Below are 12,737 nucleotides of genomic sequence, written 5' to 3' on the forward strand. Positions count from 1 at the left end.
GTGGCGCGGAGGGCATCGCGCACGCCGAAGCACATGCCGTGGTGTTGGGCTAGGTGGAGGTTCATTGGTTTGTTCAGGGTTCTTGGTTCGCTGTTCTTGGCTTAACTTTGCAATACAAAGCTTGGGGGCAAAAAGGGGTTTCAGGTTTCGGGTTTCAGGGTCTTCACGATGGATTCGAGGAGGTCGATGTAGCTCTTGAAGGCTTTTTTGCCGGCGGGGGTGAGCTTGTAGGTGGTGCGGGGGCGGGTGCCGGAGTCGTCGCGCTCTTCCTGGACAAACTCAGCGGCGGTGAGGATGCGGAGATGGGTGATGAGATTGCCATCGCTCATGCCCAGCTCAGCCTTCAGATCCTGAAACGACCACTCCCCGCGCGAAGCCAGCAGCGTCATGATGGACAGCCGCGCCTTCTCGTGGATCGTCTTGTCGATCTGGTCGAAGTCGATCATTCCGCAGGCAGGGGCTCAGGTTTCTTGCGGACGAGGACGGCGATGCCGTAACCGATGTGGAGGAGACCGAAGGTGAGGCCCATTACGATAGCTGCTTTGCCTGCGTCATGAAGAGCGTAGTCAGCGGGAGGATAGAAAACTGTTAACCAGAATAACCCAGGCCCAGTTATCAAAAAGCACCAACCCAAGCGGGTCAGTGAACGTGGTGAAAAGCTGGAGATAGCAAGTAAGGACTGGCCGTACGTTACCACCCAAATCAAAGCCCCAAGAGAGTAATATCCCCTGTAAAGAATCAGGCCAAATCCAAACATGCCACCAGCAATGAAAGCTGGAGCAAAAGCCCGAAGAGCCATTTTCAAACCTGAAGAAATGAAAGGGTGCTGTCGCCTTTTCGCATCTTTTGCCAACAGATAGCTGTTTATGACCGCAACAACTGTCAGCACTCCCATCCAAGGAATTAGGAATTCGTGTGGCAATACGTCGGCTCCATTGTTGGAATGAAATTTCATGCTTAGCACAGCAAGGATCAGTGACGAAAGCCCTCCCACCAAAGCCGCCGGAGCCGAGATCGCCCGATAGATGTGGGCTTTCTCCATCAGGGAACGGATCACGCGGAGGTTTTCCAGGGCGGCTTGCTGGGTGCTCATGGCGGTCACTTTGTGTTATAAAGTGAATGGTGCAAGAGGAAACTTTGTGATTCAAAGTTTGGGGGTGACTTGAGGATGTTTGCGGAAAGAGTCTTCGCAGACCAGCACGCGGCCTCCTCTCCCCGGGGGGGCATGTCGAATCTAGTGGGAGGCGGTTTCGGGGAGAGGCTGGGTGAGGGGCAGAATCTAAAGCGGCGAGTATTCCCCTCACCCCAACCCTCTCCACGGAATCGGGCACAGCGTGTATTCCACCTGCACTGCCGGGGCGAGGGAGCCAGCGCCGTCGTTGACACCGCCCCGCATCTCTCAACCATGCGCGCGTCATGCGTCTCCGTTCTTTCCAAGGTCTCGTTCCCGCTCCCCAGCACGCCGCCGATGTCGCCGCTGTGCCTTATGATGTCGTCAACCGCGAGGAATCCTACGCGCTCGCCCACGACAAGCCTTTGAACCTCCTGCATGTGGACCGTGCGGAGATCGATCTGCCGCTCTCCGTCGATCCTTACTCGGCGGAGGTGTATGCGAAGGCTCGCGAGAACTTCCTGAAGCTCCAGGCGGACGGCGTGCTGGTGCGTGAGTCGGCTCCAGCGCTGTATTTGTATCGCCAGACCATCGGCAGCCACAGCCAGACGGGTCTCGTGGGCGTCTGCCACACGGAAGATTACGAGAAGGACGTCATCAAAAAGCACGAGAAGACCCGTCAGGACAAAGAGGACGACCGCACCCGCCTCGTGGATTCGCTGAGCGCGAATACCGGCCCGATCTTCCTGACCTATCGCGGCACGAAGAGCATCGACGTGATCATCCAGGGTCACATGGCGGCGAACGCTCCTCAGCACGATTTCGTGGCGGCTGACGGCGTTCAGCATCAGGTCTGGAAACTACCTGCCGATGCCTGTGCGCAGTTGGAGAGCCTTTTCGGCAGCGAGGTTCCGGCCTCCTACATCGCGGATGGACATCACCGCGCGGCCAGTGCTTTCCGCGTGAGCAAACTGCGCCGCGAGCGCAATCCGGGCCACACGGGCGGCGAGGACTACAACTGGTTCCTCTGCGTGCTCTTCCCCGGCAACGAGCTGAAAATCCTGCCCTACAACCGTGCCGTAAAGGATCTCAATGGTCGCACGCCCGAGGCCTTCTTGGCAGAAGTCAGTGGCATCTTCACAGTCAAACCAACAGAGGTGAAATCCCCCACGCTGCCCGGCCACGCGAGCATGTTTCTCGGTGGCAAATGGTATGACCTCGCGTGGAAAGCCGCACCTGATGCGAGCCCCATCGATCTGCTGGATGTCAGCATCCTCCAAGATCGTCTTTTGAAGCCTGTGCTCGGCATCGACGATCCCCGCACGAGCAAGCGCATCGACTTCATCGGCGGCATCCGCGGCACGGCGGAGCTGGAAAAGCTGGTGGACGCAGGCGACCACGCCGTGGCTTTCTCCATGCATCCGGTGACGGTGGATCAGCTCATGGCCATCTCAGATGCCGAGCAGATCATGCCGCCGAAGAGCACCTGGTTTGAGCCAAAGCTACGCTCCGGGCTTTTCATCCACACGTTCTGAGGCAGCGGCTTCGTCCAGCTTTGAGCGGATCATGCGCAGCACAAACAGGCAGGACATGGTGGCGGAGATCATCTGCACCAGCACGGTGGAGAGGGCGATCCCTGCCGCGCCGTAACGCTGCATGAGGAGCCAGTTAAAGGTGGCGTTTCCGACGACTGCCACGGAAGCGAGCACGATGATGAATCGTGTGGCCTGCATGGCGACGGCGACGCGTGAGGCGAGGCTGCCGAGGATGTAGAAAGGAATCTGCAAAGCACCGAAGCGAAGCACATCCGCGACACGCTGAGTGTTGTCTGCCGTGAAGGAACCGCGCTCAAAAAGCAGCGCGATGATCCAGGGCGCGAGCAAGGAAAGCAGCAGAGCCGCAGGCAGGGCCGCTGCCAAAATAATGCCGGCACTGCTGAAGAGCTGGCGCTTCACGCCGAGCCAGTCACGGCGCGCTACTTTGTCCGCAAAGTAAGGGAAGAGCACCTCGCAGCTCGGTGCGGCGGTCACGGCGAGGATGATGCCACACACTTTGTCCGAGTAGCTGAGTACAGACACGCTGCCCGCCTCCAGCCAGGAAGCCATGGCCTGATCGATAACGACGGCCATGTTAAAAATGGCACCTGCCACAAGGAAGGGCACGGAACTGCGCAGCACGCCGCGAACTTCAGGTTCCCAATTCTTCAGACAGCTCAAGACGAAGGAAGGCGAAAGGCCATCGCGCCGCCAGAGCACAAACATCAGGATGCCAAGATGCAGTGCGCCACCGGCGACGGTGCCATGCACGAGCGTGGCCACATTTGCCGTCGAATGATTCACGAGCAGCCAGAGGATGATGACCAGTGGCACGGCCATCGGTGCGGCAGCGGCCACGGTGAAATGTTTGTCGGCACGCAGCCAGGTCCCGAGCTGGTAGCTGATGCCGAGACAGGCCATGAATGGCAGCAGTTCACGCATCACGCCGACGGCTAGAGCTTGCTTTTCCGCCGAGAAGCCACGCGTCGTCCAGCCGACGAAATGTGGGGCGAGAACAAACAGCACAGCCGCTGTGACGAGAAGTATCAGCGCATGGATCAGCGAACTCTGCACCGCCAGCCGCTTGGCGCGGGCTGGGCTCTTTTGATGCATGACCTCGGCATACTTCGGCAGAAAAGCCTCCGGTAACCCGCCACCGATCAATGCGGCGATGAAGGTCAGCAGGGCAAAGGAGAACATGAATGCATCGAGCGCATCGCTGATGCCGAACTGCCGGGCCACGGCGGCGTCCTTCACAAACGACACGGCTTTGGAAACCACCGTCAGCATCGCGACGATGACGAAGCCCGACACCATGCGCGAGCCGAGACCTCGGGTGATGAGGGCTCTGGCCAGGGAGGAAAAGCGTAGGGCGAGGGAGCGCAAGATTCCCACTATAAGAGCCGCTCCAGCCATGGGCAAACGCCCTGCCGGTTCTGAGGCAACAAAGTTGGAGACAATCACAAGAAGGCATCCCATAATGCGCGCCCGTTATCCCCGTCATGACTGAGCCTGAAACGACATCCGATACACCAGCCGCACCCATCCCTTCTGCGGCTGCGGTGGATCTTACCGAACTGAAAATGATGCCTGCCTGGGTGTCCGGCATGAGCGGAGGCAGCACTACGGACTTAAGCCGCTACGAAGAGCGTGAAGATCGCGGCCCGCGCCGTGGCGGATTCGGTGGTGATCGCCGTGATGGCCCACCAGGGCGTCGCCCCGGCGGCGGTGGTGGCTTTGGTGACCGCCCGCGTCCAGCCGGCGACGGCCAGGGACAGCGCCCGGCTCGTCGTGACGGTCCTCCCGGTCAGGGTGGCGGTCCACGTCGTGATGGCCCTCCAGGTCAGGGCGGTGGTCCGCGTCGTGATGGTCCTCCTGGCCCACGTCGCGATGGCCCTCCGGGTCAAGGCGGCGGCCCGCGCCGCTTCGGTGATCGTAATCGTGAAGATGCCCGCCCGCAGCGCGAATGGGTGGAGATGCCGCGTGATATTCAGGTGGTCATCGAGCCCGAAGACAAAGCAGCGGAAGCACTCGCCACTCACATCCGCACGAGCGGTCATGCCTTCAGCATGTTTGATGCCGCACGTCTTGTGCTGGCCGATGGAGATCGCTTCCATGCCCGCTACGTTTGCGCGGCTGAGCGCAGCGGCGGTTTGTTTGCCACCAAGGATGGCGGCCTTTTCCTGACTCGTGAGGAGGCTCTCCAGCATGTCATGCGCAGCAGTGCGCTGGATGCCTTTTATCGTTCCGAAGAAGTCGAACTCGAAGAACCGAAGGGCGACTTCAAGAGCATCGGCATCTGCGGCATGAGCGGTGAGTTGCTTGGCCCCCCGAGCCATCACAGCTTCCAATCCACCATCATCCGCCTGCATCGCGAGCGCTTCTCCACGCTGCCGCTGGAGGAGTACAAACGCCGCGTTCGTGTGGAGACCAGTCCAGAGCGTGTCGCTGAATGGAAAGAGAAGCTGAAGAAAGGCCATCGCTGGGTCTGGCTGCTCGATCAGCCTGCGGAGGGCGCTGAGCCGCTCTCGCTGAACACCCGTGCGGAGATGGAATCTCACTTCCGTCGCATTCATGGCGATGCAGCCGTGTCCGAAGTGCGCGATGGCACTGTGTCTGGCAACATCGACAAATCGAAGCTCACGCATGTGCTCTTCATCATGCTGCGTCAGGGCGTGGACAATGCGCGCAAGCATCTCTTCGACATGTCCCAGAAGCTCGGTTCCGGATTCGAGCGGCGTGGGTTGAAACTCTTCAAGCGCCGCGCAGGCAAGCTCTTCGTGAGTCGCGTGAAGCCGAAGGCCATCGATCCAGGCGTTGTCTTCTCCGAGCGTGTGGCCAGAATTGTCGAAGTGCTGAAAGGCAAGGCCGGCATCCTGCTGCACGACCTCGTCGAAGCCATCTGCCCCTCCGCTCCGGTGGCACCTGCTCCTGAAGGCGAAACCGCCGCGCCTGCGAAGATCGCACCCACGGACGAACAGATCGGTGTCATCAAAGACATCCGCTGGCTCGCGAACGAAGGTTACGTTATCGAATACAGCGACGGCATGGTCTTCCTCGGCGTTCAGGGCGAGCCCCAGCCTGCCCCCAAAGCGGCTCCAGCGCCTGCTGCCGCCAAAGTGGAGACAAGTCAGGAAACCCCCGTGACTGAAAGCGCAGCCGAAAAACCTGCTGAGGAAGTCGCGCCGGAAGTCGCTGTGGAGCAGAACGTTGCTGAGGAAGTTACGCCCGAAGTCACAGTTGAGGAAAACATGGCTGAATCTCCCGCCGACGAAGCCCCTGTGGCGTCCGAGGCTGTCGAGGTGGAAGCGCCTGCCAGTGAAGCACCTGCTGAGGCCGAGGCCACGAGTGAGGAACCCATTGAGCCGACCTCCTCTACGGAGAACTGATCTTTCCAGAGGCATGGGGTGAACCCACCCCCTGCCTCCGAAGGGCGTCACGAAGTTGCGATCACGAACTCTTCCACGCGATCTTCGGCATCGAAGAAGATGTAGATCTTGTTGTAGTCCTGTGTGAAGGCACAACCGAGATGAGAGGCAGCTCGGGTTGGCAAAGGTCTCCAGCCTGTCATTTGAAAGCGCTCACCCGACTTGATCGTCGCTACTGGAGGGTAACGGAAGTAGGCGAGCACTTCGGCGCGAGTTGGACGGTTGCTCAAAAAAGTGCGATCTAGCTCGGGCTGAACGAATATCGGGCGGTAGAAAACGATGTAGTTCAAGACGCCAAGAGCACCAGCAGCAAACAACAACAACAAAGCTGCGGCGCAGATTTCTCTCTTCTTCATCTGCCAATCCTACCTCAAAGCCGGTAATCCAGGCTAACAAAATCCAGCAGCTTCATCAGCGCCGTGCGCCAGAGGGACTGGGTGGGGCCGTGCAGCAAGGTGGTGCCGGTCATGCCGGGGCGGAGGGCTTGGTCGGGGTTCGGAAGGGAAACAAGGACTCCGTAAGTTGTCTCCAGCGGTGTGAGGCGGCCTTGGGCGTCAGGCTGGGCGGCGAGATCACCGCCGAGGGTGGCGACGAGGTTTTGGGGCAGATCGCGAGTCGGCGGGGTTTTGGTGTCGGAGATGACCTGGCCTTCGAAGGTGCGGGCGGGCATGGCGGGGACGCGGAGTTCGACTCGCTGCCCGGCGCGGATATGGCGTGCTTGGCGTTCGTTCAGCGGGATGTAGATCTGGATGGGATTGAGCGCGGCGATCTCGCACACGGCATCGCTGGGGCGCAGGCTGGCGGCGGCGAGGCGGTCGAGATCGGGCGTGATGACGATGCCTGCTCTTGCGGCGCGAAGGGTGAGGCGAGACTCAATTCGCTGGGCTTCCTGCACGGCGGCTTCGGCTTGGGCGAGACTGGATTGAGCTTGCTTGTAAGCGGCGGGTTCGGCGGTGCCGATGGTGAGATCGAGTTCACGACGGGCGCGCTCGCGGCGCAGTTCGGCGGCGCGGAGATCGGAGGTGACTCGTGGGCTGGAAAGAGTGGCGATGACATCGCCGGGCTGTACTTCCTGGCCGGATTTCACGGCGATGCGGGTGATGCGTCCGGCGACTTCGGCGCGGACGAATTCTGAATTGATGGGCTGAAGCACGGCGGGGCGCTCGATCTTCACGGGCCAGGGCACTTGCAGCACGAGCGCGAGCAGCACGACGAATCCACCGAGCATGAGCCACGGACGGCGGCGGCCATGGGAGGTGCTGTCGGGTGCTGAGAGCTGTTTTTTAAAGAAGGCGGCCACTGGGACGATGAGCATGGAGACAAACGCGCCGATGCCAAGCCAATCGCCCAGCCACGCGAGGCCGTAGGGCTGGAGCAGGTGATGGAAAATCATGGCGATGCCGAGCGTGATCTGGAGCAGGTAAAGCTGCGCGGCCACGCTGTAGAGCACGAACCAGCCGCGTCGGCGCCGGGGGAGGATGGCTTGATTCGCGGCGCTTCCGCCATCGCTGCCGAAGACGAGTTTCCGTGCCATCTCGCTCACGCACATCTGGGCTTTCGCGCGCAGGTTGGGCACGTCCAGCAGGTCGGTGAGGATGTAGTAGCCGTCGAACTTCATCAGCGGGTTGGCATTGAAGAGCACGGTCCACACGCTGGTGATGAGCATGAGATTGAAGAGGAGCTGCTGCGTGGGGCCGGGCTGTGAGATGGCCCAGAGCAGTGTGGCGAGCGCGGCGATCACCAGCTCGATGTAGATACCTGCAGCGGCGACGAGGATGCGGTGGCGTTTGTTCGGGAAGAGGTAGCTGTCCGTGACGTCGGCATAGAGAAAGGGGGACAGGATGATGATCATCGCGCCCATCTCATGCACCTCGCCGCCGTAGTGCTTGCAGGTCAGGCCGTGGCCGAACTCGTGGATGACTTTCACCACGATGGTCAGCGCCCAGATGGTGGCGAGATTTGGCAGTGTGAGGAAGTCATTCAGCGATGGCGAAATGCGCGGCCACTCGATCATGAAGACGATGAGTCCGGCCAGGAAGATGACGAAGCTCAGCGCCATGCCCGTCCACGACCAAACCCAGCGCATCCGCCGCTCCATGTGGATGAGCAGCGCGTCGGGATCGAAGAGCGGGATCTTCAAAAAGAGCGCCTTCATGAACAGACCCCAAGGTGTGACGACGGGCTTGCGTGCGGCTTCCATCTTCTGCTGCTGGCGAACACCGGCGGCAGTGGCCTCCAGGAATCCGCTGAGCAGCAGTTCGTTCGCGAATCGCGTGATGCGCTCAGTGAGTTCTTCGCGCGTTTGCTTCAGCGCGGCCTGCGGCTGCTGCTGGAGAAAGGCGGCACGGATGGCCGCGACGTTGCGTTTGCCATCGAAGAGCGAGGCCAGTGCGAAGTCCTCGGAAGGCAGGCGGAAGTACTTCAGCGAAAGCGGGTCTTTGATGATGGCATAAGCGCGACCTTCAAAGAGCTGATGACTGATGTTCAGGTCCGACCTCAGCGCGGAAGGCACCGTGCTGTCCACTTCATGCGGCGCGGTGGCATCGGTGACTTGAATGACGATGGACGAATTCACGAATGACGAAAGGTGCTAAGGTTTCGTCATTCGTCATTCGGGCTTTGTCATTCCCGAAGGGTTATCCTCTCGCAGCCAGAGACAGCTCGATGATGCGCGTGCAGAGTTCAGGGAACTCGATGCCGATGGCGCGGGCGGCTTTGGGCAGGAGGCTGCTGCTGGTCATGCCGGGGATGGTGTTGATCTCGAGCACGAAGGGCGCGTTGTCGCTGGCGCGGAGCATGACATCGACGCGGCCATAGACTTCGGTGCCGCAGCTTTTGAAGGCGGCCATGGCGGCGTCCTGCACGCGCTTCGTGGTCTCGGCATCCAGTTCGGCAGGGCAATGGTAGAGCGTTTTGCCGGTGCCGTTCATCCACGGATACTTGTTGTTCATGTCGTAGAAGCCATCCACGGGCTCGATGTGGATGATGGGCAGCACCTGATCTCCGAGGATGCCGATGGTGAGTTCTTTGCCCTCGATGAAATCTTCCACCAGCGTCGTGCTGCCGAACTTCTTCGCTTCGATGAGTGCCTTGGCTAGGTCGTCTTCGTCGCGGCAGATGCTGACACCAACGCTGGAGCCTTCGCGCGGTGGTTTCGACACGAGAGGGAGACCGATGGCGAGGGGCTCGCTGCCATCGAGCGCGTAGTTTTGTGAAAGCGGTGTCGGAACACCAGCGGCGATGAATTTGTCTTTGCTCAGCGCTTTGTCGAAACAGATGCGGCTCGTCTGCACGCCTGCGCCCGTGTAGCGGATGCCGCGCTGCTCCAGGATGGCTTGGATCTGGCCGTCCTCGCCGAAGGTGCCGTGGATGAGATTCATGGCGATGAAGGTACCCGCTGGCACTTCGAAGTCGGGGCCGGTGACATCGACCTCGACGACCTCCGCACCGACGCTGCGCAGCGCTTCGGCCACGCTCTCGGCGGTTTTCAGGGACACGGTGCGTTCGTTGCCGGGGCCGCCTTTGAGCAGCGCGATGAGTTTGCCAGTGAGATCGAGCATTGGGATGAGAAGTGGCCGGAGTTATGCAGCGCCGGGGAGGTTTTGGCAAAGGCGAGATGTGGAAACAAAAAAGAGGAGGCCGGTGGGCCTCCTCTTGGGGGAATCGAAATGGAATCGCGACTACTCGACCTTCATCACGCCGTTCATGATCACGCCATGACCGGGGAAGGTGCAGATGTAGGGGTATTCACCGGCGGCGGGGGCGGTGAACTCCAGGGTTTCGCTGGTGTTCGGCTGGAGCAGCTTGGTATGGAAGAGGATGTCCGGGGACTCGGGGATGAAGCCCTTGGCCATGCCATCAGGAGCGGTGGCCATCTGCATGGCGAGTGCAAGCAGCTTGTCCTTCGAGCCAGCCTTGGCGATGACGATATTGTGCGGCTGGGGAACGGCCGGATGGGTGTTGTTAAAGGTGAGCTTCACCTTCTGGCCGGACTTCACTTTGAATTCCTTCGTGTCGTAGGCCAGCGGGTTGGCGGTGTCAGGCTTGATGGTGATTTCCGCGACGGCGGCAGCAGGTGCAGTAGCCGCTGGAGTCGTGGTGGCAGCCGCAGGGGCCGCCGGAGCCGCTTCAGCGGCGGGAGCAGCAGCCGCAGGGGCGGTGACAGGAGCTTTGGCTTCCTCGCCGACACCGGCACTTTTCATCCAGCCACCGACCAGGAATGCGGAACCCCAGAAGAAGGCGAAGCCGCCGACGGCCACGGCGATGATGACATTCAGGAAATTCCAGATGGAGCCGGAGCTTTCGGAGGAAGGGGAGGAATGGGCGGACATGACGGGGAGGGATTTGGGAGCGGCCATAGGAGCACGGGAACGGGCGAACGCAACCCGCGAGACAGGTGGGGTCCAGTTTCCACTTTTTGGCGGTATCCGCCCCGCAAACTGCCCCGCGTCAAAGCTCGTCGGCTCGTGCCAGGATCACGATGAGCTTCTTGCCAGTGGCTTGTGCGGCGATCTGGGCCGCCTCCACTTCATTGGCAGCACGCACGTCCAGCCGACGACCGAGCAGGGATGACATCTGAGTGCCGAAACCGGCATGCTGGGGTTTGCCCTCGATGTTGCCGAAGCTCGATGTCGCATCGCTGAAAACTCGCAGCGATTCGCCACCGAGGATCATCACGGGCGACTTTTCATCGCTCTCCAGGCCGAGGATGGAGACAAGGTGCTCGCTCTCTTCGCCGAAGACGGTTTCTGCGCCCAGAGGGAGAAGTTCGCGGGCGAGGTCGCCAGCGTCGGTGCGGTCCAGGATCGTCGCGGAGATCACCGGGGTTTCGGTTCCCGGAAGCTGGGGCCATTTTTCGCGGATGCGCTTCGCCACGGCTCCCGCCACCACCTTCATCGTGTCGAAGGTCCAATGTCGGTCCGTCGAGTAATGGGACTCGGCTTTGATGAGCCGATCCCAGAGCGCTTGGGAGGGGTCGATCACCTCGATGCCTGCCGCTGCCAGCTTTTCCAATCGCTCCTTCTGCCCGGGTGGCTGCACGGGCGCAGCATACTCAGCGCGGAAGATTTGATCAGGATACATCGCCGCCTTCGCGGGCACGGCCACGAGCATTAAAGGGACGCCTTTGGTCTTCAACTCACCTGCCAGCTTCACCAGCGCCTCCGTTGTACCTTCACCACGACGCCGAAGCGTGAGGTGATCCAGCTCACGCAGCGGGAAAAGCCAGCCATCATAGCCCACATGCACCCGCGAGTTCCCCTGGTCGAAAACCCAGGTCACCGGCCACTGCGTGATCTGTCGCAGGATGGCAGGAGTATAGGCACTCTCGCGCACGGCCATCAGCAGCGAGCAGGGAATCAGCAGGATGCCGATGGCGTGCCAGCTCTTGATCGGCTGCTCCAGCACCCAGCCCAGTCTCGGCAGGCCGATGCTCGCGATGACGGAAAAGAGCAGCATGAACTGCAGCCAGCCGGAGGTGAGGCGCTTGTCCAGCAGCAGCGAGTAAAGCGTGGGCTTTGTGCTGGCAAACATCAGCTTCACGTTCTCCAGCGCAGCCACGAAACCGGGCGATACCAGCATCACGTTGGAAACCACCAGCACCAGCATCACCAGGATTACCCGCAGCGGCAATGGCAGCGGCGCAAAGAGCGGCTTGCCGCGCCGATCTTCAGCGAAAACGAGCGCGAACTGAATCACCAGCCAGAGCAATGATCCGAGCACACTGCCGTGCCAGAGCGCACCGACGCCGGCGATCAGCAGCAGAGCAGGCACGCATGAATTCAAACCCGATGTCGGGCCCTTCACCAAACCTGGCAACAAACGCCGCCACAGGTTGCCGAAGTGCCCCGCACGATACGCCGAATGATGCATCTCCGCGACGACACGACCCCGCAGCGCCGAGATGCCTGCCACGACATCCGCCGAGCCGGTGATCACGAGGTAAAGCTGACACGTCTGCGCCAGCGCCGCCAGCCACACCGCCTTTCCGCTCACCGCCAGCGGCTCGCCATTTTGAAACAAGTAGCTCAGCCACTCCAGCGGCAGCGCCAGCAGGCAGAGCTTCGCCAGGCCAAAGCCCAGTTGCGCCAGAGCGCGGGATCGATCCTGCACACCCTCCGTCCGCCGCAAAGTCGCCACCGCCACGAGCAGGAACACGATCAGGACAGGGAGGAGGGATTGAGCGTAAACCATGTGGAAAAATCAGACGAAAGGGTTCGGGAAAGCTTGGGGCGGCACATCGCCTTATCAGCATTTACGCAACAATAAAGCCGACCCCAGAGAAACTCACCCCACACTTCTGCGACTGACCTCCTGCGTCTGGAGATAGCTTCCGGGTCTTTGGTTATGTTTTGGTCTGGGGTTGTTTTTTTGATTGAGCGCATGCGCTCAATCAAAAAAATCGCGATCCGAACTGGATCGCAAATTGGTTGGCTGCGGCTTTCCAGTTCAACGGCGTGGACTTCCACTTGGTGTGGATGTCGCGCAAGGCCAGATACAGCAGTTTGGTGGCGGCTTCATCACTGGGAAAATGCCCTCGGTTCTTGATGATTTTGCGCAGTTGCATGTTCAGGCTCTCGATGGCGTTGGTCGTGTAGATGATCTTCCTCACCGCTGCTGGATACACGAAAAAGGGGATGACTTGCTCCCAGGATCTCCTCCAAC

The 12,737-nt window shown here is 60.6% G+C and carries 11 protein-coding genes; 2 read left to right on the top strand and 9 right to left on the bottom strand.

What is annotated here, in order from left to right; translation table 11 throughout:
• Nucleotides 1-140: 140 nt before the first annotated feature.
• Nucleotides 141-446, bottom strand: coding sequence for a transcriptional regulator (locus tag AC6FTP_RS22290; RefSeq protein WP_497209117.1), 306 nt, complete (start codon nt 444-446; stop codon nt 141-143).
• Nucleotides 443-1,093 (bottom strand): hypothetical protein, encoded by a 651-nt coding sequence (locus AC6FTP_RS22295; RefSeq protein WP_497209118.1) that lies wholly within the window; start codon nt 1,091-1,093, stop codon nt 443-445. Before AC6FTP_RS22295 ends, AC6FTP_RS22290 begins: the two co-directional genes overlap by 4 nt.
• Before the next feature lie 323 nt (nt 1,094-1,416).
• On the opposite strand from AC6FTP_RS22295, the gene AC6FTP_RS22300 reads away from it, so the two are divergent.
• On the top strand, nt 1,417-2,646 hold the full coding sequence (locus tag AC6FTP_RS22300; protein ID WP_497209119.1) for a DUF1015 domain-containing protein: 1,230 nt from the start codon (nt 1,417-1,419) through the stop codon (nt 2,644-2,646).
• Here AC6FTP_RS22300 and murJ read toward each other — a convergent pair.
• Nucleotides 2,614-4,032: a murein biosynthesis integral membrane protein MurJ gene (gene murJ, locus AC6FTP_RS22305; RefSeq protein ID WP_497209120.1), complete on the bottom strand. Its 1,419-nt coding sequence runs from the start codon at nt 4,030-4,032 to the stop codon at nt 2,614-2,616. The two genes, AC6FTP_RS22300 and murJ, sit on opposite strands and share 33 nt — an antisense overlap.
• Nucleotides 4,033-4,148: 116 nt before the next feature.
• Between murJ and AC6FTP_RS22310 the strand changes: the two genes are divergently transcribed.
• Nucleotides 4,149-6,035 carry a hypothetical protein gene (locus AC6FTP_RS22310; protein ID WP_497209121.1) on the top strand — a complete coding sequence of 629 codons (1,887 nt, stop codon included), beginning with the start codon at nt 4,149-4,151 and terminating at the stop codon, nt 6,033-6,035.
• A gap of 47 nt (nt 6,036-6,082) precedes the next feature.
• Here the strand turns inward: AC6FTP_RS22310 and AC6FTP_RS22315 are convergent, their stop codons facing one another.
• The 6 genes from AC6FTP_RS22315 to AC6FTP_RS22340 form a co-directional block, all read right to left on the bottom strand.
• Complete coding sequence (locus tag AC6FTP_RS22315; protein ID WP_497209122.1) at nt 6,083-6,430, bottom strand: hypothetical protein; 348 nt, start codon at nt 6,428-6,430, stop codon at nt 6,083-6,085.
• 14 nt (nt 6,431-6,444) lie between these two features.
• Nucleotides 6,445-8,649 carry a hypothetical protein gene (locus AC6FTP_RS22320; protein ID WP_497209123.1) on the bottom strand — a complete coding sequence of 735 codons (2,205 nt, stop codon included), beginning with the start codon at nt 8,647-8,649 and terminating at the stop codon, nt 6,445-6,447.
• Between the two features lie 61 nt (nt 8,650-8,710).
• Complete coding sequence (locus tag AC6FTP_RS22325; protein ID WP_497209124.1) at nt 8,711-9,634, bottom strand: D-alanine--D-alanine ligase family protein; 924 nt, start codon at nt 9,632-9,634, stop codon at nt 8,711-8,713.
• Nucleotides 9,635-9,754: 120 nt separating this feature from the next.
• On the bottom strand, nt 9,755-10,405 hold the full coding sequence (locus AC6FTP_RS22330; RefSeq protein WP_497209125.1) for a plastocyanin/azurin family copper-binding protein: 651 nt from the start codon (nt 10,403-10,405) through the stop codon (nt 9,755-9,757).
• Between the two features lie 118 nt (nt 10,406-10,523).
• The gene (locus tag AC6FTP_RS22335) at nt 10,524-12,266 is read right to left on the bottom strand and encodes an alginate O-acetyltransferase AlgX-related protein (RefSeq protein ID WP_497209126.1); all 1,743 of its coding nucleotides are present in this window, start codon (nt 12,264-12,266) and stop codon (nt 10,524-10,526) included.
• A 199-nt stretch (nt 12,267-12,465) separates the two neighbouring features.
• The coding region (locus AC6FTP_RS22340) for a transposase (RefSeq protein WP_497209127.1) at nt 12,466-12,737 on the bottom strand (272 nt) is incomplete at its 5' end.

The sequence above is a fragment of the Prosthecobacter sp. genome, from assembly GCF_044378005.1.
In the GTDB taxonomy this organism is placed as follows: Bacteria; Verrucomicrobiota; Verrucomicrobiia; order Verrucomicrobiales; family Verrucomicrobiaceae; genus Prosthecobacter.